Source organism: Sphaerotilus microaerophilus, assembly GCF_023734135.1.
In the GTDB taxonomy this organism is placed as follows: Bacteria; Pseudomonadota; Gammaproteobacteria; order Burkholderiales; family Burkholderiaceae_C; genus Sphaerotilus; species Sphaerotilus microaerophilus.
The window spans coordinates 4,638,653-4,657,040 of record NZ_AP025730.1; the positions used below are offsets into that span (position 1 = coordinate 4,638,653).

18 protein-coding genes and 2 pseudogenes are annotated in these 18,388 nt (G+C 70.3%); 11 read left to right on the forward strand and 9 right to left on the reverse strand.

Annotation, left to right across the window (positions count from 1 at the left end):
* Nucleotides 1-16 precede the first annotated feature (16 nt).
* The gene (gene pdxA / locus NGK70_RS19780; RefSeq protein ID WP_251973840.1) at nt 17-1,042 is read right to left on the reverse strand and encodes a 4-hydroxythreonine-4-phosphate dehydrogenase PdxA; all 1,026 of its coding nucleotides are present in this window, start codon (nt 1,040-1,042) and stop codon (nt 17-19) included.
* A gap of 186 nt (nt 1,043-1,228) precedes the next feature.
* Between pdxA and hisI the strand changes: the two genes are divergently transcribed.
* The 7 genes and pseudogenes from hisI to tatC all read left to right on the forward strand — a co-directional run bounded on the left by hisI (nt 1,229) and on the right by tatC (nt 4,182).
* Nucleotides 1,229-1,618, forward strand: coding sequence for a phosphoribosyl-AMP cyclohydrolase (gene hisI, locus NGK70_RS19785; RefSeq protein ID WP_251970192.1), 390 nt, complete (start codon nt 1,229-1,231; stop codon nt 1,616-1,618).
* A 7-nt stretch (nt 1,619-1,625) separates the two neighbouring features.
* A complete protein-coding gene (locus NGK70_RS19790) occupies nt 1,626-2,006 on the forward strand; it encodes a phosphoribosyl-ATP diphosphatase (RefSeq protein ID WP_251970193.1) in 381 nt (126 codons plus the stop codon).
* A gap of 53 nt (nt 2,007-2,059) precedes the next feature.
* Nucleotides 2,060-2,407 carry a histidine triad nucleotide-binding protein gene (locus NGK70_RS19795; protein ID WP_251970194.1) on the forward strand — a complete coding sequence of 116 codons (348 nt, stop codon included), beginning with the start codon at nt 2,060-2,062 and terminating at the stop codon, nt 2,405-2,407.
* A gap of 82 nt (nt 2,408-2,489) precedes the next feature.
* Nucleotides 2,490-2,738, forward strand: coding sequence for a Sec-independent protein translocase subunit TatA (gene tatA / locus NGK70_RS19800; RefSeq protein WP_251970195.1), 249 nt, complete (start codon nt 2,490-2,492; stop codon nt 2,736-2,738).
* 42 nt (nt 2,739-2,780) lie between these two features.
* Nucleotides 2,781-3,003 (forward strand): annotated as a pseudogene (gene tatB, locus NGK70_RS26680) (Sec-independent protein translocase protein TatB); the annotation flags it as partial.
* 128 nt (nt 3,004-3,131) lie between these two features.
* Nucleotides 3,132-3,272 (forward strand): annotated as a pseudogene (gene tatB / locus NGK70_RS26685) (Sec-independent protein translocase protein TatB); the annotation flags it as partial.
* A gap of 91 nt (nt 3,273-3,363) precedes the next feature.
* On the forward strand, nt 3,364-4,182 hold the full coding sequence (gene tatC, locus NGK70_RS19810) for a twin-arginine translocase subunit TatC (RefSeq protein WP_251970197.1): 819 nt from the start codon (nt 3,364-3,366) through the stop codon (nt 4,180-4,182).
* A gap of 30 nt (nt 4,183-4,212) precedes the next feature.
* On the opposite strand, the gene NGK70_RS19815 is transcribed toward tatC, so the two are convergent.
* Nucleotides 4,213-5,376, reverse strand: a complete 1,164-nt coding sequence (locus tag NGK70_RS19815; RefSeq protein WP_251970198.1) for a S1C family serine protease — start codon at nt 5,374-5,376, stop codon at nt 4,213-4,215.
* A gap of 25 nt (nt 5,377-5,401) precedes the next feature.
* On the opposite strand from NGK70_RS19815, the gene NGK70_RS19820 reads away from it, so the two are divergent.
* Entirely contained in the window at nt 5,402-6,157 is a 756-nt protein-coding gene (locus NGK70_RS19820; protein WP_428985537.1) for a Nif3-like dinuclear metal center hexameric protein, read from the forward strand.
* 64 nt (nt 6,158-6,221) lie between these two features.
* Here NGK70_RS19820 and NGK70_RS19825 read toward each other — a convergent pair whose 3' ends face one another.
* The gene (locus NGK70_RS19825) at nt 6,222-7,046 is read right to left on the reverse strand and encodes a dioxygenase family protein (protein WP_251970200.1); all 825 of its coding nucleotides are present in this window, start codon (nt 7,044-7,046) and stop codon (nt 6,222-6,224) included.
* Between the two features lie 98 nt (nt 7,047-7,144).
* On the opposite strand from NGK70_RS19825, the gene NGK70_RS19830 reads away from it, so the two are divergent.
* On the forward strand, nt 7,145-9,775 hold the full coding sequence (locus tag NGK70_RS19830; RefSeq protein ID WP_251970201.1) for an ABC transporter permease: 2,631 nt from the start codon (nt 7,145-7,147) through the stop codon (nt 9,773-9,775).
* A gap of 19 nt (nt 9,776-9,794) precedes the next feature.
* Here NGK70_RS19830 and NGK70_RS19835 read toward each other — a convergent pair whose 3' ends face one another.
* From NGK70_RS19835 to NGK70_RS19855, 5 genes are all read right to left on the reverse strand, one after another.
* A complete protein-coding gene (locus NGK70_RS19835; protein ID WP_251970202.1) occupies nt 9,795-10,343 on the reverse strand; it encodes a chemotaxis protein CheW in 549 nt (182 codons plus the stop codon).
* Nucleotides 10,344-10,501: 158 nt separating this feature from the next.
* On the reverse strand, nt 10,502-12,223 hold the full coding sequence (locus NGK70_RS19840; RefSeq protein ID WP_428985538.1) for a methyl-accepting chemotaxis protein: 1,722 nt from the start codon (nt 12,221-12,223) through the stop codon (nt 10,502-10,504).
* 51 nt (nt 12,224-12,274) lie between these two features.
* Nucleotides 12,275-14,503: a chemotaxis protein CheW gene (locus NGK70_RS19845; protein WP_428985539.1), complete on the reverse strand. Its 2,229-nt coding sequence runs from the start codon at nt 14,501-14,503 to the stop codon at nt 12,275-12,277.
* Nucleotides 14,504-14,642: 139 nt separating this feature from the next.
* On the reverse strand, nt 14,643-15,005 hold the full coding sequence (locus NGK70_RS19850; protein ID WP_251970204.1) for a response regulator: 363 nt from the start codon (nt 15,003-15,005) through the stop codon (nt 14,643-14,645).
* A 70-nt stretch (nt 15,006-15,075) separates the two neighbouring features.
* A complete protein-coding gene (locus tag NGK70_RS19855) occupies nt 15,076-15,537 on the reverse strand; it encodes a hypothetical protein (RefSeq protein WP_251970205.1) in 462 nt (153 codons plus the stop codon).
* Nucleotides 15,538-15,806: 269 nt separating this feature from the next.
* On the opposite strand from NGK70_RS19855, the gene NGK70_RS19860 reads away from it, so the two are divergent.
* Together NGK70_RS19860 and NGK70_RS19865 are read left to right on the forward strand one after the other, a co-directional pair.
* On the forward strand, nt 15,807-16,964 hold the full coding sequence (locus NGK70_RS19860; protein ID WP_251970206.1) for a hybrid sensor histidine kinase/response regulator: 1,158 nt from the start codon (nt 15,807-15,809) through the stop codon (nt 16,962-16,964).
* Nucleotides 16,961-17,596, forward strand: a complete 636-nt coding sequence (locus tag NGK70_RS19865; protein WP_251970207.1) for a response regulator — start codon at nt 16,961-16,963, stop codon at nt 17,594-17,596. The genes NGK70_RS19860 and NGK70_RS19865 overlap by 4 nt, the downstream gene beginning before the upstream one ends.
* Nucleotides 17,597-17,603: 7 nt before the next feature.
* Here NGK70_RS19865 and hisF read toward each other — a convergent pair whose 3' ends face one another.
* The gene (hisF, locus tag NGK70_RS19870; RefSeq protein WP_251970208.1) at nt 17,604-18,383 is read right to left on the reverse strand and encodes an imidazole glycerol phosphate synthase subunit HisF; all 780 of its coding nucleotides are present in this window, start codon (nt 18,381-18,383) and stop codon (nt 17,604-17,606) included.
* Nucleotides 18,384-18,388: the final 5 nt, after the last annotated feature.

Sequence of the window (18,388 nt, forward strand, 5' to 3'; positions counted from 1 at the left end):
AACCTGATCCGCCCGATCAGGCTGCCACACGCCCCTGCACCAGGCGGCGCGCCATGCGCAGCGCGGCCACCAGGCTCGATGCATCAGCGCGGCCCGTACCGGCCAGGTCGAAGGCCGTGCCGTGGTCGGGGCTGGTGCGCACAAAGGGCAGGCCCAGCGTCACGTTGACGCCCTCCTCCACGCCCAGGTACTTCACCGGGATCAGCCCCTGGTCGTGGTACATCGCGATCACCAGGTCGAACTCGCCGCGCCGGGCCCGCATGAACACCGTGTCGGGCGCAAAGGGCCCGCGCGCGTCGATGCCCTCGGCCCGCGCTGCCGCGATGGCCGGCGCGATCACCTCGATCTCCTCGCGGCCGAACAGCCCGCCCTCGCCTGCATGCGGGTTCAACCCCGCCACCGCGATGCGCGCGGCGGCCTGGCCCCAGGTCCGCGCCGCGGCATGCGAAATGCGCAGGGTCGACAGCACGGCCTCCACGTCGATGCGCTCGATCGCCTCACGCAGCGCGCAGTGCACCGTCACCAGCACCGTTTTCAGCTCCTGGTTGGCCAGCATCATGCGCACATCGGCCGGCTGGCCATGCCAGCCGCTCTCGGCCGCCAGCATCTCGGTGTGGCCGGGGTAGGGCTCACCGGCTGCGGCCAGCGCCTCCTTGTGGATCGGTGCGGTCACCACACCGGCCGCCGCGCCGGCCATCGTCCAGGCCACCGCCTGGCGGATGCAGGCCGCCGCCGCGCGCCCCGCACGGGCATCGACCTGGCCCCAGGGCAGCCCGGCCAGCCCGTCCCAGCCCTCGGGTCTCGCTTCGGGCTCCAGCACGGCCAAGGCCCCCGCCGGCACGTCGGGCAGGTCCGCCGGGTGATCGATGCGCGCGATCACCAGCCCGGGCACATCGGCACGTTGGCGCAGCACGGCCGCGGCGCGCTGCAGCACCGCCGACGAGCCCAGCACCGCCACCGGACCCTGGGCATCCGGCGCAAAGGCCCCTTGCAGCGCAGCCCGCACGATGATCTCCGGCCCGATGCCCAGGGCATCGCCCATCGTGACGAGCAGGGGAGAGGAGCCTGTCCGACGCAGGCCGTCGGACAGGGCCGAGGCGACGGACGCGGTGGAAGCTGCTGCGGCGGCGGGAGCGGCAATCGAGGTCATGGCCGCATTGTCGCGAAACGGCCCGACGGGCAGGCCCGGCGTGGCGCCTGTCACATCCCGCCGGATACACTCGCCGCCATGGATTGGCTCGACAAGGTGGCCTGGACGGCCGACGGCCTGGTGCCGGTGATCGCTCAGGAACTCGGCAGCAAGGACGTGCTGATGTTCGCGTGGATGAACCGCGAGGCACTGGCACGGACCGTCGAACTCGGCGAGGCCGTGTACTTCAGCCGCTCGCGCGCGCGGCTCTGGCACAAGGGCGAGGAATCCGGCCATGTGCAGAAGGTGCACGACATCCGCCTGGACTGCGACGAGGACGTGATCCTGCTGACCGTCGAGCAGCGCGGCCACGAGCCCGGCATCGCCTGCCACACCGGCCGGCACTCCTGCTTCTTCCAGCGCCTGGAGGGCGACGAGTGGCACAGCGTCGAGCCGGTGCTGAAAGACCCGAAGAGCATCTACCGATGATTGATCGATGAGCGACACCCCGACGCTGCCCGCCCTCGGCACCCTGGGCCCCCTCGACTCGGCCGACGTGCTGGCCCGCGTGGCCGAAGTGATCGCCTCGCGCCGCGGCGGCGACCCCGAGAAGAGCTATGTCGCCCGCCTGTTCCACAAGGGCACCGACACCATCCTGAAGAAGGTCGGCGAAGAAGCCACCGAGGTGGTGCTGGCCGGCAAGGACGGCGACGCCGCCAAGATCGTCTATGAGGTGGCCGACCTGTGGTTCCACTCGATGGTGGCCCTGGCGCACTTCGGCCTGACGCCCGCCGACGTGGTGGCCGAGCTGGCGCGCCGCGAGGGCCTGTCGGGCCTGCAGGAGTTTGCCCAGCGCAGCGCGAAACCCGCCACGTGACAGGAACCTCAACGCCCCTTTCTTCCCTTCCCGTTTGAAGCGAACGAATGACCATGAACCGCGACCCTGACTGCATCTTCTGCAAGATCGCTGCCGGAGAGATCCCCTGCCAGAAGGTCTACGAGGACGACGAGCTGCTCGCCTTCAAGGACATCCGCCCGGCGGCCCCGGTGCACCTGCTGATCATCCCCAAGCTGCACCTGCCCAGCCTGGACGAGGCGGATGCCTCACACCATGCCCTGCTGGGCCGCATGCTGACGCTGGCGCCGAAGCTGGCACGCGAGCAGGGCGCGGACAACGGGTTCCGCACCGTCATCAACACCGGCCGCGACGGCGGGCAGGAGGTCTACCACCTGCACCTGCACGTGATGGGCGGCCCGCGGCCCTGGAAACACGGCTGACACGAGGCAGAACCGCCTGACCTAGAATCTCCCGCTCTCCGGCCGGTATGGCCGGTGGCGTTTCCCATACCGGAGCAGTCTCATGGGCGCTTTCTCGACCACCCACCTGATCATCTTCCTCGTCATCATCGTGCTGATCTTCGGTACGAAGAAGCTCAAGAACATCGGCTCCGACCTCGGCGGCGCCGTCAAGGGTTTCAAGGACGGCATGAAGGACGGCGACAAGGCCGCGGCCGAATCCTCCGCTGCGGCAGCCCCTGCCCAGCAGGTCACCGCCGAACGGCGTGCCGATGGCCAGACCATCGACGTCGAAGCCAAGACGAAGTCCTGACTTCACGTCGCCGTCGCCCCCTTGGCCTGAGGACCTGAGCGCATGCTCGACATCGGCGTTTCCAAGCTGTTGCTGATCGGCGGCATTGCCTTGGTCGTGATCGGCCCGGAGCGGCTGCCGCGCGTGGCCCGCATGGCTGGCACGATGCTCGGGCGTGCCCAGCGCTACGTGTCCGACGTGAAGGCCGAGGTCAACCGCTCGATGGAGCTCGACGAACTCAACCGCGTCAAGCGCGAGTTCGAGACCGCTGCGCGCGACGTGGGTGACTCGGTCAACCAGGGGCTGAACCAGGCGACCCAGGACGTGAACGACGCCGTGGGCAGCCTGGAGCCGCCCTCACCGTCGGCCAGCACGGACGACGACACCTTCCGCTGGGAAGACCCACCGCCGGTGTACCAGCGCCCGAACAAGCACTGGCGCGTCAAGCGCGGTGCCATGCCGCGCTGGTACAAGCAGCGCCAGGGTGTGCGCCAGCACGTGCAATCCGGCGCAGCGCGGGTTGCACGTCACCGGCCGCGGCGCAGCCCCGGCTGATGCACGAGCACCAGCGACCCGTGCCGCTCGCCGGTTGCGAGCCGGTGCGCCGCCCATCCCCCACCCCTGAGCCCGCCGCCGGGCGCCTGCCGTGAGTTCGAGCCCCTCTTCCCAAGATCCCGGCAAGCATGATGACGAACTGGCCGGCACCGAACAGCCCTTCGTCAGCCACCTGATCGAGCTGCGCGATCGCCTGCTCAAGGCGGTCTATGGCGTGGCGGCGGTCTTCGCACTGCTGTGCCTCTATCCCGGCCCCTCGGGCATGTACGACCTGCTGGCCCGCCCGCTGGTGGCCGCGCTGCCCTCCGGGTCGAAGATGATCGCCGTCGGCGTCGTCTCGCCCTTCCTGATTCCCATCAAGGTCACGCTGCTGGCCGGCTTCGGTGCCGCGCTGCCCTGGGTGCTCTACCAGGTCTGGGCCTTCGTCGCGCCCGGCCTGTACAAGCACGAGAAGCGCCTGGTGATGCCGCTGGTGGTGACCAGCACGCTGCTGTTCTACACCGGCGTGGCGTTCTGCTACTTCTTCGTCTTCGGCCAGGCCTTCCCAGCCATCCAGTCGATGGCGCCCACCTCGGTGGCCGTGAGCCCGGACATCGAGGCCTACCTCGACTTCGTCATCACGATGTTCCTGGCCTTCGGCGTGGCCTTCGAGGTGCCTGTAGCAGTCATCATCCTGGCGCGCCTGGGCATCGTCACCGTCGAGCAGTTGCGCGAGTGGCGGCGCTACTTCTGGGTCGCGGCGGCTGCCGCAGCCGGCTTGGTGACACCGCCCGATGCCGTGTCGATGGTGGCCCTGCTAATCCCGATGGGCCTGCTTTACGAGTTCGGCATCATTGGCGCGCAGTTCTTCATCCGCCACACGAAGGCGCCGGACGACGAGGCTGCCGCCGACAAGGCGCAATCAAGCTAGGCAGCCGCGCGCTGCGCCACCACTGCTGCGTCACTGGCCCTCGTCGTCGGCGCGCCGGTTGGAGGCGACGGCCTTCGGCCGCTGCGCGATCTGCACAGTCAACTCGATCGAACGACCTTCGCGCACGACCGAGAGCTTGGCGGGTTGCTTCGGCTTGAGCGCCGCCACCGCGTTCAGCAGCTGGCCTGTGTTGGCCACCGGCCGGCCGGCCACGCGCACCACCACGTCGCCCGGACGCACGCCTGCGGCGCTGGCCGGGCCGTCGTTGAGCACCCCACTGATCAACACGCCCTGCTCGGTGCCGAGCTTGAGCGCCGCCGCGCGCTCGGCGCTGAGGTCGCTGGGCTGCACGCCGATCCAGCCACGCGTGACCACGCCATCGCGGATCAGGCCGTCCATGACCTGGCGCGCGGTGGTCACGGGGATCGCGAAGCCGATGCCCATGCTGCCGCCCGAGCGCGAGTAGATCGCGGTGTTGATGCCCATCAGGTGTCCGCCGGTGTCCACCAGCGCGCCACCCGAGTTGCCCGGGTTGATGGCGGCATCGGTCTGGATGAAATTCTCGAAGGTGTTCAGCCCCAGCCCGTTGCGGCCCAGCGCACTGACGATGCCTGCCGTCACCGTCTGCCCGACGTTGAAGGGGTTGCCGATGGCCAGCACAACGTCGCCCACCTGCAGCGCCTCGGCATCGCCGAAGGTGATGGCCGGCAGGCCCTGTGCCTCGATCTTCAGCACCGCGAGGTCGCTCTCCGGGTCGGTGCCCACCACCTTGGCCGGTGTGCGGCGTCCATCCGCCAGCACCACCTCGATGCGCTGGGTATCTTCGACCACGTGGTTGTTGGTCAGCAGGTAGCCATCCGCACTGACGATCACCGCCGAGCCCATGCCCGACTCGGGCTCGCCGAAGTAGCGCTTGAACCAGGGCTCCGCGGCGTGCGGCGACCGGGTCTGCGCGCCCTGCGTCAGCACGCTGACCACCGACGGTGCCGCCTGGCGCGCCGCCAGGGCATGCCCCGTCACCGGCGCGTCGGCCGAGGCGCCCCGTGCGCCCGCTGGCGCGCTGTGCACCATCACCTGCACGCCCGCCGCGCTGCTGCGCCCGGCCAGCCACTGCGGCTGCAACGTGGCCAGCACGAAGACCACCGCCACCGCCACGGTGACGGCTTGCGAGAATACGAGCCAGAGCCTGCGCATGTCAGGAAATGAAGGATCTACCGCCGTGGAAACCCGTCGCGACGCACTCACTGCCCACCTGGACCAACTGCTGGAGGTGCCTCGCTTCAGCGATTATGGGCCGAACGGCCTGCAGGTGGAGGGGCGGGAGACGATCCGCCGCCTCGTCACCGGGGTGACCGCCAGCGTGGCCCTGATCGACGCGGCCATCGCGGCCGGGGCAGACGCTCTCCTGGTCCACCACGGCCTGTTCTGGCGCGGCCAGGACGGGCGCGTCACTGGCTGGATGAAGCAGCGCCTGGCCCGGCTGCTGCAGCATGACATCAACCTCTACGCCTACCACCTGCCGCTGGACGCGCATGCCGAGCTGGGCAACAACGCACAGCTCGGCCAGCGGCTGGGCTTCACGGCGCAGGGCCGCTTTGGCGAGCAGCAGCTGGGCTGGCTGGGTAGCCCGCCGGCGGGCATCGGCGACGCTGCCCAGCTGGCCCGCCACGTCGGCGAGCGGCTGGGGCGCACCCCCGTACTGCTGCCCGGCGACGGCCGGCCGCTGCAGCGGGTGGCCTGGTGCACCGGCGGCGCGCAGGGCTGGTTCGAGTCGGCCATCGCGGCGGGGGCGGACGTCTACCTGACCGGCGAGATCTCCGAACCGCAGGCGCACTACGCCCGCGAGACCGGCGTGGCCTACCTGGCCTGCGGCCACCACGCCACCGAGCGCTACGGCGCCGAGGCGCTCGGCGCCCATCTGGCGCAGCACTTCGGGCTGGCGCACCAGCACATCGACATCGACAACCCGGCCTGAGCAGGGTGCCGACGCGGCGGGTCGATCAGGCGGGTCGATCAGGCGGGTCGATCAGGCCGGTCGATCAGGCAGCGAGCTGCGTCGCGGCCGGGCCGAAGGCAAAGCCGTCCATCGCCAGCAGGCCGGCGTCGACGCTGTCATGGATGCGCAGCGCGGCGTGGTCGGCACCGCCCGCTCCGGCCGCCACGTAGAAGGGCAGCCAGTGCTCGTCGGTGGGGTGCTGCTCGGCCGCGTGGGGCGCCTGGCGGCGGTAGTCCCACAGCGCCTCCCAGTCGCGCGCCGCGCCGCGCTCGACCACCCAGTCGCGGAAGGCCGCCACATCGGGCTCGACCGACCGCTCCACGGCCCCGCGGTGGCCAAAGAAGCGCCGCAGGTTGTGCGTCATCGCGCCGCTGCCGATGATCAGCACGCCCTCGGCGGCCAGCGGGGCCAGGGCCGCGCCGATGGCCCACTGCTGGCGCGGCGTCCAGTTCGGCACCAGCGACAGCGGCACCACCGGCACCTCGGCGGCGGGCCACATGCGCTTGAGCAGCGTCCAGATGCCATGGTCCAGGCCGCCAGCGGCCACCGCTTCGGTGGCGATGCCCGCCTCGGTCAGCCGCCGCGCCACATCGACCGCCAGCTGCGGGTCGCCCTGGGCGTCGTACTGCTGTTCGTAGAGCTCGGCCGGGAAGCCGCCGAAGTCGTGGATCGCCCCGTGCTTGCGCTCGGCCAGCACCACCGGGCGGCGCGTCGCGGTGTGCGGCGAGACGACCAGCGCAGCGCGCGGACGGCCAAACTCGCGCTCGATGCGCGCACCGAGCCCGTCGAGGAAGTCACTGGCCGGCGAACGCTCGATCGCGATCATCGGCGAGCCGTGGGAGAGGTAGAGGGTGGGCAGGACGTTCATGATGATTGACATTGCAACACGCCGACCCTGAGGCGACATTCGGCGGCTTTGCACGCTCCATTCGGCGCTGTCACCGCGCATGGTGTACCTTGGCGGCCATGTCTGCCACGCCCCTGAGCCCGGCCCTGCCGCGCCCCGCCACCCGCGCCGATCGCCCCCCTTCCGTCCTCCGCCTGGCCTGGCGCCAGCTGCTGCGCGACTTCCGCGCCGGCGAGCTGCGCCTGATCGGACTGGCGGTGATCCTGGCGGTCGCCGCGCTCAGCTCGGTGGGTTTTTTCTCCGACCGCCTGCAGGGTGGCCTGGCCCGCGACGCACGCTCGCTGCTCGGCGGCGACGCGGTGGTGGCGAGCGACCAGCCTCTGCCGCCTGACTTTGCGCGCACCGCTGCGCAGATGGGGCTGAAGCAGGCGGTCACGGCGAGCTTCCCGAGCATGGCGCGCGCGCCCGAGGAACGTGGCGAGCGCACCCTGCTGGTGGCGGTCAAGGCGGCCAGCGCCGGCTATCCGCTGCGCGGCGCGCTGCGCATCAGCGATGCGCCGGCCACTGCGCAAGGTGCCACACCAAGTGGGGCCGCCTCGGCCCACCGCGAGGTTGCCCAGGGCCCGGCACCCGGCAGCGTCTGGGTCGATGCCGCGGTGCTCGATGCGCTGCAACTGCGCCTGGGCGACACGCTGATGCTGGGCGAGGCGGGGCTGCGCGTGGCCGCCGTGCTGCGGGTGGAGCCCGACCGGGGCGCCGGCTTCATGAACTTTGCCCCGCGGGTGCTGATGCACACCGCCGACCTGGACGCCACCCGGCTGATCCAGCCGGCCAGCCGCGTGACCTGGCGTCTGGCGGTGGCAGCGTACGACGGGCGTGGCGCCAGCACCGCGGTGAAGGGCTACGTCAGCTGGGCCGAGGAGGCGCTGCAGCGCGAGCGGGTACGCGGCGCGCGCGTCGAATCGCTCGACAGTGCCCGCCCGGAAATGCGCCAGACGCTGGACCGCGCCGGCCAGTTCCTGCAGCTGGTGGCCGTGCTGGCTGCGCTGCTGGCCGCCGTGGCCGTGGGCATTGCCGCGCGCGGCTTTGCGCTGCGCCACCTGGACGCCTGCGCCATGCTGCGCGTGCTCGGCCAGCCGCAGCGGCGCATCGCTGCCACCTATGCGCTGGAGCTGCTCTGGGTCGGGCTGCTCGCCAGCGCCCTGGGGGTGCTGCTGGGCCTGGTGGTGCACCAGGGCTTCGTCTGGCTGCTGGCCGGGTTGATCGACGCCCAGCTGCCGGCGCCGACTGCGTGGCCGGCGGCGCTGGGTGGTGGCGTCGGGCTGATCCTGCTGGCCGCCTTCGGTCTGCCGCCGGTGCTGCAGCTCGCCAGCGTGCCGGCGCTGCGGGTGATCCGGCGCGACCTGGGCGAGCCCCGCGCCGCCTCGCTGCTGGTGCTGGCCACCGGCATCGCCGGCTTTGCCGGACTGCTGATGCTGGCCGCTGCCGACCTGAAGCTGGGCGGCATCGCCGTGGGCGGCTTTGCCGCCGCCTGGCTGTTCTTTGCCGGCAGTGGCTGGCTGGCCGTGCACCTGCTGCGCCGCCTGGTGCCCGAGGTGGGCGCGCCACGCTGGCTGACGCTGGCCAAGCGCCAGCTGGCGGCACGCCCGGGGCTGGTCGTGCTGCAGGTCAGCGCCCTGGCGGTGGGCATGATGGCGCTCGTCCTGCTGGTGATGCTGCGCACCGATCTGGTCCGCAGCTGGCGGGCGGCGACGCCGCCGGACGCACCGGACCGCTTCGTCATCAACGTGCTGCCCGAGCAGGGCGAGGCCTTCCGCGCCACGCTGCGCGACGCGGGCGTGGCTCGCTACGACTGGTACCCGATGATCCGCGGCCGGCTGGTGGCGGTGAACGGCCGCGAGGTGAAGCTGGAGGACTACGCCGCCGACCGCGCCAAACGGCTGGTCGACCGCGAGTTCAACCTCAGCCACGATGCCGCGCTGCCGGCGCACAACCAGGTGGTGGCGGGGCGCTGGCAGGCCGACGAGGCGGACGCCCTCAGCGTCGAGGAGGGCCTGGCGCAGACCCTGGGGCTGAAGCTGGGCGACCGGCTGCGCTTCGACATCGCCGGCAGCCCGGTGGAGGGCCGTATCAGCAGCCTGCGCAAGGTGGACTGGGCCTCGATGCGGGTCAACTTCTTCGTGCTGTTCCCGCGCGCCCGGATGACGGACCTGCCGGTGACCTACATCGCGGCCTTCCGCGCGCCCGACGGTGCGGGCCAACGCGGCTTCGACGCCACGCTGGCGCGGCAGTACCCGAACATCACCAGCGTGGACGTGTCCGCGCAGATCGCCCAGGTGCAGCGGGTACTGGACCAGGTGGTGCAGGCGGTGGAGTTTCTGTTTGCCTTCACGCTGGCGGCCGGTCTGCTGGTGCTGTTCGCGGCGGTGAGCGCCAGCCGTGAGGCGCGCGCGCGCGAATTCGCGCTGCTGCGGGCGATGGGCGCGGGCAGCCGACTGCTGGCGCAGGTGCAGCGCGCGGAGCTGCTGTCGGTGGGGGCCCTGGCCGGCCTGCTGGCCAGCGCTGCCGCGATGGGCGTGGGCTGGGCACTGGCGCGCCAGGTGTTCAACTTCGACTGGAACGCGCCGCTGTGGGTGCCGCTGGCCGGCACGGCCGCCGGTGCGCTGCTGGCGCTGGGGGCCGGCTGGTGGAGCCTGCGCGAGCTGCTGCAGCGCCCGGTGGTCGAAACGCTGCGCCGCGCGGCGGACTAGCGCCGCGGGCAGGGGCGGATCAGAAGCTGGCGTCGAGCGCGCCGAGCTCGTCGCCGGTCAGCACCGACTCGATGTCCACCAGGATCAGCATGCGCTCGGCGACGTTGGCGATGCCGCGGATGTAGCGGGTGTCGACCAGGGCATTCATCGCCGGGGCAGGCTGCACCAGCGCCGCGTCGAGCTGGATCACGTCCGACACGGCATCAACCACCGCGCCGATGACCCGCCCACGCATGTTCAGCACGATGACCACGGTCATGGCGTTCAGCTCGGCGCTGTCGCAGCCCAGCTTCAGGCGCAGGTCGATGATCGGCACGATCACGCCGCGCAGGTCCACCACCCCCTTCAGGAAGGCCGGTGAGTTGGCAATGCGCGTGGGTGCCTCGTAGGAGCGGATCTCCTGCACCTTGAGGATGTCGACCCCGTACTCCTCGCCGCCCAGGCGGAAGGTGAGGAACTCACCCGCACTGGCAGCGGCACCGCGGGCGGCGTTGGCCGACTGACGACCGTAGGACGCGAGGGATTGTTCGGCGAGCGCGCTGCGCGGCCGGTCCTGGACGATGCTCATGGGGGACTCCTGTCGAACAGGGAAGGCAGTGAACGCTGGGAACGCGGTGGACGCGGGGAAGGCAGAACGGGCAGGTTCGGCCGCTGGCAGCCGGTGCGCTGGCCGAGCCCCGCAGGAGGGTTATCGGCAGGCACCGGGGATTCAGTAGGCGGCAGGATTCAGAAGGTGGTCCAGTCGTCGCCTGCCGTCGCGACCTGGGTTGCGGCGGCCTGGGTTGGCACGGCAGGCTGGGCGCGGGGAGGCTTCGGCGCGGGGGCCGCCGCCGCACGCGCTGCCTGTGCAGGGGCCGGCTGCGCACGGGCTGGCTCCGCGTGACCACCGGCCACGTGGAAGGCCGCCACGACCTCGGTCAGGCGCCGGGACTGCTCGCGCAGGCTCTCTGCCGCGGCGGCACTCTGCTCGACCAGCGCCGCGTTCTGCTGCGTCATCTGGTCGAGCTGGGTGACCGCGCCGTTGACGTGGCCCAGCTCGACGCTCTGCTCGCTCGCCGCCGAGGTGATCTCGCCGATGATGTGATTGACCCGCTGCACATCGGCAACCAAGGCACCGATGGTGGTCCCGGCAGCGTGGACCAGCCGCCCGCCACTGTCCACGGTCTCGACGCTGGCAGCGATCAGGCCCTTGATCTCGCGCGCCGCATCGGCGCTGCGCTGCGCCAGGCTGCGCACCTCGCCAGCCACCACCGCAAAGCCACGGCCCTGCTCGCCAGCACGCGCGGCTTCCACCGCCGCGTTGAGCGCCAGGATGTTGGTCTGGAAGGCGATGCTGTCGATCACGCCGATGATCTCGCCGATCTTGCGGCTGGAGCCGCTGATCTGCTCCATGTTGTCAACCACCTGGGCCATCACCTGCCCGCCCCGCTGGGCGGCCTCGGCCGCGGCGCTGGCGAGCTGGTTGGCCGCGCGGGCGGAATCCGCCGTCTGCCGCACGGTGGTGGTGAGCTGCTCCATGGAGCTGGCGGTTTGCTGCAGCGAGCCGGCCGTCTGCTCGGTACGGCTGGACAGGTCCTGGTTGCCACTGGCGATCTCGCTGCTGGCGGTGCCGATGGCCTCGGTGGTCTGGCGGATGTTGCCGACCATGCCCGCCAGCGCCCCCTGCATCTCTGCCAGCGCCGCCAGCAGGTGAGAGCACTCGTCGCGGCCGGTGACGACGATCTGGCGGGTCAGATCGCCCCGCGCAATCGCCAGCGCGGTGGCCTCGGCCCGCCTGACCGGCTCGACGATGCTGCGCGAGTTCATCAGCGTGAGTGGGGCCACCAGGATGAACGCCACCGCGAGTGCCGCGGCGAGCGACCACCAGGCCATTTGCACCGTCCGCTCCTGCACGCGGACCGCCGCAAGCGTCTCCGCATCGAGAGCCGACGCCAGGATCTCGACCTGCGCGTCCACGTCACGGACCAGATCCTTGGCAGAAGCCATCGCCTGGTTTGCCGCCGGCGCGTCGTTGAAGCCACCGATCTCGACCGCCTGAAAAACCGGCTTCGCCTTGTCGGCATACTGGGTCATCAAGCTGCTGATCTTGCGCGCCGGATCACCCCTGCCGGCCGCCTCGGCACCTTCCAATCGATGCGCACTGTCCAGGACCTGCGCGACCGCAGCCTGCCACTTCGGGCGATAGGCTCGTTGCTGCTCGGCACTGTCGTAGTTGATCAGCAAATCCTTCTCATACCGGCGCACATTTCCCAAGGCGGTACGCAGGCCCGCCAAGATCACCGTGCTGCCGTGGGTCGACTCCATGTGACGGGACGCGCCGGCCGTGACCTCATTCAGTCCCCACAGAGCCGTTCCGCCGACCAGGGCGAGAAGACAGAGCACCATCGCGATGGCGCCCAGCATGCGCAAGCGGATCGTGAACGACCGCAGCAGGTTCATCGGGCTCATGGCGTCTCCCCGGCGCAGGACGGCGACAGGGCGCCGCCTGCGAAGTCAGCGTCAGTGACGCGAGCGGCGCACCAGCGAGCCGGTGTCCAGGATCAGCGCGACGCGGCCATCGCCCATGATGGTGGCGCCGGACACATCCGTCACCTTGCGGTAGTTGGCTTCGAGGTTCTTGACCACCACCTGCTGCTGGCCGAGCAGCTCATCGACCAGCAGAGCCACGCGCCCGCCCTCGGCCTCCACCACGACCATGATCGAGGAGACCCGCTCGAAGTCGAAGCGCGGCACGTCGAACACCCGCTCCAGCTCGATCACCGGCATGTACTCCTCGCGCACCTGCACCACGCGGCCCGTGCCGCCGATGGTCTTGATGGTCTTGTCGGTGACCTGGAAGCTCTCGACCACCGAGGCCAGCGGCAGGATGTAGACCTCGTCGCCCACGCCCACGCTCATGCCGTCCATGATCGCCAGCGTCAGCGGCAGCCGCACCTTGACACTCATGCCGTAGCCTTCGGCGGAGTCGATCTCCACCGAGCCGCCCAGCGAGGTGATGTTCTTCTTCACCACGTCCATGCCCACGCCCCGGCCGGACACGTCGGTCACCACCTCCGCGGTGGAGAAGCCGGGCGCGAAGATGAGCCCCCAGACGTCCTGGTCACTCATCGAATCGGGGGCGTCCAGGCCGCGTTCGCGCGCCTTGTTCAGGAGCTTCTCGCGCGACAGACCCTTGCCGTCGTCGCGCACCTCGATGACGATCGAGCCGCCCTGGTGCGAGGCCGACAGCGTGATCGTGCCCACGTCCGGCTTGCCCTTGGCGAGGCGTTCGTCGGGCATCTCGACGCCGTGGTCGCAGGAATTGCGCACCAGGTGCGTCAGCGGGTCGGTGATCTTCTCGATCAGGCCCTTGTCCAGCTCGGTGGCCTCGCCCTGAGTGACCAGCTCCACCTTCTTGCCCAGCTTGCTGGCCAGGTCGCGCAGCATGCGGGGAAAGCGGTTGAACACCGTCGACATCGGGATCATGCGGATCGACATCACCGCTTCCTGCAGGTCGCGGGTGTTGCGGTCGAGGTCGTTCAGCCCGGCCACCAGCTGCTGGTAGACCACCGGGTCGAGGTCGCGGCTGTTTTGCGCCAGCATGGCCTGGGTGATCACCAGCTCGCCCACCAGGTTGATCAGCTGGTCGACCTTTTCCACCGCCACGCGGATGGTGGTGGAGTCGAGGCCGCCGGTGCTGGCCTTGTCATTGCGCACGGCTGGGGCGGAGCGGGCCGCCTCGGCACGTGGCGCTGGCGCGGCGACGGGCGCTGCCGGCGCCACGGCTGGCACGGGGGCCGCCGCCGGTGCCGGCGGCAGCGCCGCTGCAACCCCGTCGGACGTCATGGCCGTGGCCGGTGCGCCCGGCGCGTCGTCGAAGAAGCCATAGCCCGGATCGGCCGCGGCCTTGGCCGGCACGGCCGGGGTGGGCACGCCCGCAGCCTGGCCAACCTCCTCGGGCGGCACCCCCGGATTGCCGGGATAGAACCCGTAGCCCGGGCCGAGCGGCTGCAGCTGCACCTGCTCGCGGGCGACGTGGAAGGTGAACAGGTCGATCAGCTCGGCATCGCTGCTGGTGGTGACCACCTTGAAGCGGCGCATGCCGTCGATGGGGCGCCCCATGTCGAGCGGCTCGATGCTGCCCAGGTCCGGGATCTCCTTGAACAGCTCCTGCAGGTTGTCGGCCAGCGAGACGTCCTTGAGCGGACCGACCCGCAGTTCGAGCTCACGCCGGCCGGGCACCGCTTGTGCAGGCACCACCGCAGTCTGCGAGGCCGCCGACGGCGCCGCAGCGACGGTGGACACATCCGCTGCAGCTGGCACCTCGCCGCTGGCCAGCGAACGGATGTGGATCAGCAGCTCGGTGGTATCAACCAGCTCGCGGCCCGAGCCCTGGTGGCGCTCCAGCTGGGCGCGCAGCGCATCGCCCGCACCCAGCAGCACGTCGACCATGCGCACGTGCGGCTGCAGCTCGTGGCGGCGCAGCTTGTCCAGCAGGGTCTCCATCTCGTGGGTCAGCTCGGCCACGTCGGCAAAGCCGAAGGTGGCGGCGCCGCCCTTGATCGAGTGGGCACAGCGGAAGATGGCGTTGAGCTCCTCGTCATCCGCCGCCGCGACGTTCAGCTCCAGCAGCAGCTGCTCCATGCGCTGCAGGTTCTCGCCGGCTTCTTCGAAGAAGACCTGGTAGAACTGGCTCAGATCGATACCCGCCCCGGAGGAGGCGGAACTGTCGGACATCATGTCGGCCATGGCAAAGACCCCTTGGAATCCTGGTGAGCGGCGGGTGAGCAGGTGGCATGCAACCAGCAGGCGGCTGAAACGCTCGCGACACGGCCCCTGGCGTGCAGCCCTGCGGGCGCACTGCAGCGGGGCAGCGCGAGCAGCCGGCTCAGCGGATCACTTTCTTGATGACTTCGAGCAGCTTGGTCGGGTCGAAGGGCTTGACCAGCCAGCCGGTGGCTCCGGCAGAGCGCCCCGCCTGCTTCATCTGGTCGCTGGACTCCGTGGTCAGGATCAGGATCGGGGTGGCCTTGAACTGCGAGGTCTCGCGCAGCTTCTTGGTCAGGCTGATGCCGTCCATGCGAGGCATGTTCTGGTCGGTCAGCACCAGGTCGAAGGTGCGGCCACCGGCCTTCTCCCAGGCGTCCTGGCCATCCACCGCCTCAACGACGTTGTAGCCGGCGCTCTTGAGAGTGAAGGAAACCATCTGACGCATGGAGGCCGAGTCGTCGACAGCAAGAATTGAATGCATTGCGCTCTCCGGGGGGATTCTGATTTGCCGGGGGAATATCGGCGGCGTGGGTCGGTTGCTTGAGGCGGAACTAGAAAAGCTCGATCGAGCCGGCGTCCATCTCGTCCTGCGTCACCGGGTTGGGACGCAGCGGGGCCTGCTCGATCACCGCCTCGCCTTCGGGGTCCTGACCCATCGCCTCGCAGGCGATCTGGTCGGCGCAGGCGCGCAGGCGACGGTGGGTGTGCGCAATCAGCTGCGAGGCCATGTCCTGGAACTGCAGCGCCGTCACCGCGCCGGCCATGCTCTGCATCGCCTCGTGCAATGCGCCGGTGTCCAGATGCGGCAAGACCGCACCCTGGTGCAGCAGACGGCCCAGGTGGCCGTTGGCCGTGTAGAAATGCCCCATCAGGGCCTCGCTGGCATCGGCCAGCAGGCGCTGCAAGCGGTCGAGGTCATTGGTGGCGGTGAGCAGGTGGTCCTGCAGATCCGCCGCCACGAGCAGCGGCAGCGGCCCCGTCGGTCCTTCCTGCGGCTCATCGTTCATCTGCATGCTGGCTCCAAGGGGAGCGCCGATGCCTGCGCATCGTCCGTTCCCGTGTCTGAAAGAGCCTCTCGCCCCGGTGATTGGAGGCGTTTGGCGATTGATAGAATTTTTCGCAATGTGGCCGGGTCGTGGTGAGCGAAAGATCCGGTGATTCGCCGTTCAATTCCGGTCCATGGATCGGCGGCAGCGCGTCGGCGCCCGGAACCTGGCTGACAATCGCTCGGCCTCTTCGGAGCCGCACTCCGGTGCCCGATGCCCGACACCTCCCGCGCCCCATGCCCCGAACCCAGCCGCTGCGCCGCCTGCGCATCCTCCACCTCGAAGACTCCGAGCTCGACCACCAGCTGGTGCTCGCCCACCTGCGGCGAGGCGGTGTGGAGCCCACCATGCTGCGGGTCGACAAGGAGGGGGAATTCCTGGCACAACTGGGCCGCGGCTGGGACGCGGTGATCTCCGACTACAACCTGCCAGGCTTCTCCGGCCTGATCGCGCTGGAGCTGCTGCGCGAGCGCGATGCCCTGCTGCCCTTCATCCTCGTGTCGGGCGAAATCGGCGAGGACACCGCCGTGGAGGCGATGCGCAATGGCGCCTCCGACTACCTGCTCAAGAGCAACCTCGCCCGGCTGGTCCCGGCGCTGCTGCACGCGGTGGATGCCTGCGAAAGCCAGCGCGCGCGCCAGCGCGCCGACCAGGAGCTGGCGGTCTCGCGCAAGCGCCTGTCCGAGCTGGCCCAGCACCTGCAGACCAGCATCGAGATGGAGCGCGCCGCCATCGCCCGCGAGATCCACGACGACGTCGGCGGCTCGCTCACCGCGGTGAAGTTCGACCTCGCCTGGCTGGCCCGCCACGCCGAAACGCCCGCCGCCCGCGAGCGAGCGCTACAGGCGCTGGAAACCATCCGCCATGCCATCGAGGCCAGCCAGCGCATCATGCACAACCTGCGCCCGGCGATCCTGGAGCAGGGATTGGTGGCGGCCCTGCAGTGGATGACCTCGCGCTTCGAGCGCCGCAGCGGCATCGCCTGCGTCTTCCGCTCCAGCCACGAGCACCTGCGCCTGCCGCCGGGCGTGCCGCTGGTGGCCTACCGCACCGCGCAGGAGGCCCTCACCAACATCTCCAAGCACGCCAACGCCAGCCGGGTGGAGGTGGACCTCACCGTGGCCGCAGGCGTGCTCTCGATGGAGATCAGCGACAACGGCCGCGGGCTGGGCCGCGGCGACCTGGGCAAGGAGCGCTCCTTCGGCATCCGCGGACTGCACGAGCGGGCCGACACGGTGGGCGGCTGGATCGACCTGTCGAGCACGCCCACGGGCACGACGCTGATCCTGTCGGTACCGCTGGCCGGCCCTGCGACCCGCGCCGGCACGCTCGACGCCGAACCGACCGCTGCGCTGACCAGCGAGCACGATCCATCGACCTGGGGGGAACTATGACCACACGCGTGATCCTCTGCGACGACCACGCCCTGATCCGGCGCGGCATCCGCGACACCCTGGCCGAACAGCCCGATCTCGAAGTGGTGGGCGAGGCCGGAGAGTACGGCGAGCTGCGCGCCCTGCTGCGCCGGCAGGGCTGCGACGTGCTGGTGCTCGACATCAACCTGCCCGGGCGCAGCGGCCTGGACGTGCTGCACACCCTCAAGGAGGAGGGCTCGCCCATCCGCGTGCTGGTCGTCTCCATGTACCCCGAGGACCAGTACGCCCTGCGCGCGCTGCGTGCTGGCGCCTTCGGCTACGTCAACAAGGGGGGCGACCCGGCGCAGATCGTCGCCGCGGTGCGCATGGTGGCTCAGGGCCGCAAGTACATCACCGCCGAGATGGCGCAGATGCTGGTCGAGAACCTCACCGCGCCCACCGCCGAGGCCGCGCACGACAAGCTCTCCGACCGCGAGTTGCAGACCCTGACGATGATCGCCTCGGGCAAGCGCCTGGCCGACATCGCCGAGGAACTCAGCCTCAGCCCCAAGACCGTGAGCGTCTACCGCGCCCGCGTGCTGGAGAAGCTCGGGCTGGCGAACAACTCCGAGCTCACCGTCTACGCGATCCGCAATGGCTTGGTGAGCTAGCCTGCGGTCACAGCCGTACCGGGATCCCGCGCGCGGCCATCACCTGCTTGGCTTCGAGCACGGTGTGCTCGCCGTAGTGGAAGATGCTGGCAGCCAGCACCGCATCCGCGCCACCCTGCTGAACGCCGTCGGCCAGGTGATCGAGGGTGCCGACGCCGCCTGACGCAATCACCGGTACCGGCACGGCATCGGCCACGGCACGGGTGAGTGCGAGGTCGAAGCCGATGCGGGTGCCGTCACGGTCCATGCTGGTGAGCAGGATTTCGCCGGCGCCCATCTGGGCCATCTGCGTGGCCCAGGCCACCGCGTCCAGGTGCATGTTCTTGCGCCCGCCGTGGGTGTAGACGTCCCAGCCCGGTCCCTTGGTCGCCAGATCCTCGCCGACGCGGCGCTTGGCGTCGATGGCCACGACGATGCACTGGGCGCCGTATTTGTCCGACGCGTCGCGGATCACCTGCGGGTTGGCCACCGCAGCGGAGTTGAAGCTGACCTTGTCGGCCCCGGCGTTGAGCAGGCGCCGCACGTCTTCCACCGTGCGCACGCCGCCGCCCACCGTCAGCGGGATGAAGACCTGCGAGGCCACGTCCTCGATGATGTGCAGGATCAGGTCACGGCCGTCGCTGGTGGCGGTGATGTCCAGGAAGGTCAGCTCGTCGGCACCCTGCTCGTTGTAGCGCGCCGCGATCTCGACCGGATCGCCCGCGTCACGCAGTTCGACGAAATTGACGCCCTTGACGACCCGGCCGCCGGTGACGTCGAGGCAGGGGATGATGCGTTTGGCGAGCATGGGCA

Bases quoted from the DNA above. Each gene is read 5' to 3' on its own strand.
- hisF (WP_251970208.1), bottom strand. From the start codon at position 18,383: ATGCTCGCCAAACGCATCATCCCCTGCCTCGACGTCACCGGCGGCCGG.
- NGK70_RS19835 (WP_251970202.1), bottom strand. From the start codon at position 10,343: ATGAGCATCGTCCAGGACCGGCCGCGCAGCGCGCTCGCCGAACAATCC.
- tatA (WP_251970195.1), top strand. From the start codon at position 2,490: ATGGGCGCTTTCTCGACCACCCACCTGATCATCTTCCTCGTCATCATC.
- NGK70_RS19855 (WP_251970205.1), bottom strand. From the start codon at position 15,537: ATGCAGATGAACGATGAGCCGCAGGAAGGACCGACGGGGCCGCTGCCG.
- NGK70_RS19815 (WP_251970198.1), bottom strand. From the start codon at position 5,376: ATGCGCAGGCTCTGGCTCGTATTCTCGCAAGCCGTCACCGTGGCGGTG.
- NGK70_RS19840 (WP_428985538.1), bottom strand. From the start codon at position 12,223: ATGAGCCCGATGAACCTGCTGCGGTCGTTCACGATCCGCTTGCGCATG.
- NGK70_RS19830 (WP_251970201.1), top strand. From the start codon at position 7,145: ATGTCTGCCACGCCCCTGAGCCCGGCCCTGCCGCGCCCCGCCACCCGC.
- NGK70_RS19865 (WP_251970207.1), top strand. From the start codon at position 16,961: ATGACCACACGCGTGATCCTCTGCGACGACCACGCCCTGATCCGGCGC.
- NGK70_RS19845 (WP_428985539.1), bottom strand. From the start codon at position 14,503: ATGGCCGACATGATGTCCGACAGTTCCGCCTCCTCCGGGGCGGGTATC.
- NGK70_RS19825 (WP_251970200.1), bottom strand. From the start codon at position 7,046: ATGAACGTCCTGCCCACCCTCTACCTCTCCCACGGCTCGCCGATGATC.
- hisI (WP_251970192.1), top strand. From the start codon at position 1,229: ATGGATTGGCTCGACAAGGTGGCCTGGACGGCCGACGGCCTGGTGCCG.
- pdxA (WP_251973840.1), bottom strand. From the start codon at position 1,042: ATGGGCGATGCCCTGGGCATCGGGCCGGAGATCATCGTGCGGGCTGCG.
- NGK70_RS19790 (WP_251970193.1), top strand. From the start codon at position 1,626: ATGAGCGACACCCCGACGCTGCCCGCCCTCGGCACCCTGGGCCCCCTC.
- NGK70_RS19795 (WP_251970194.1), top strand. From the start codon at position 2,060: ATGAACCGCGACCCTGACTGCATCTTCTGCAAGATCGCTGCCGGAGAG.
- NGK70_RS19860 (WP_251970206.1), top strand. From the start codon at position 15,807: ATGCCCCGAACCCAGCCGCTGCGCCGCCTGCGCATCCTCCACCTCGAA.
- NGK70_RS19850 (WP_251970204.1), bottom strand. From the start codon at position 15,005: ATGCATTCAATTCTTGCTGTCGACGACTCGGCCTCCATGCGTCAGATG.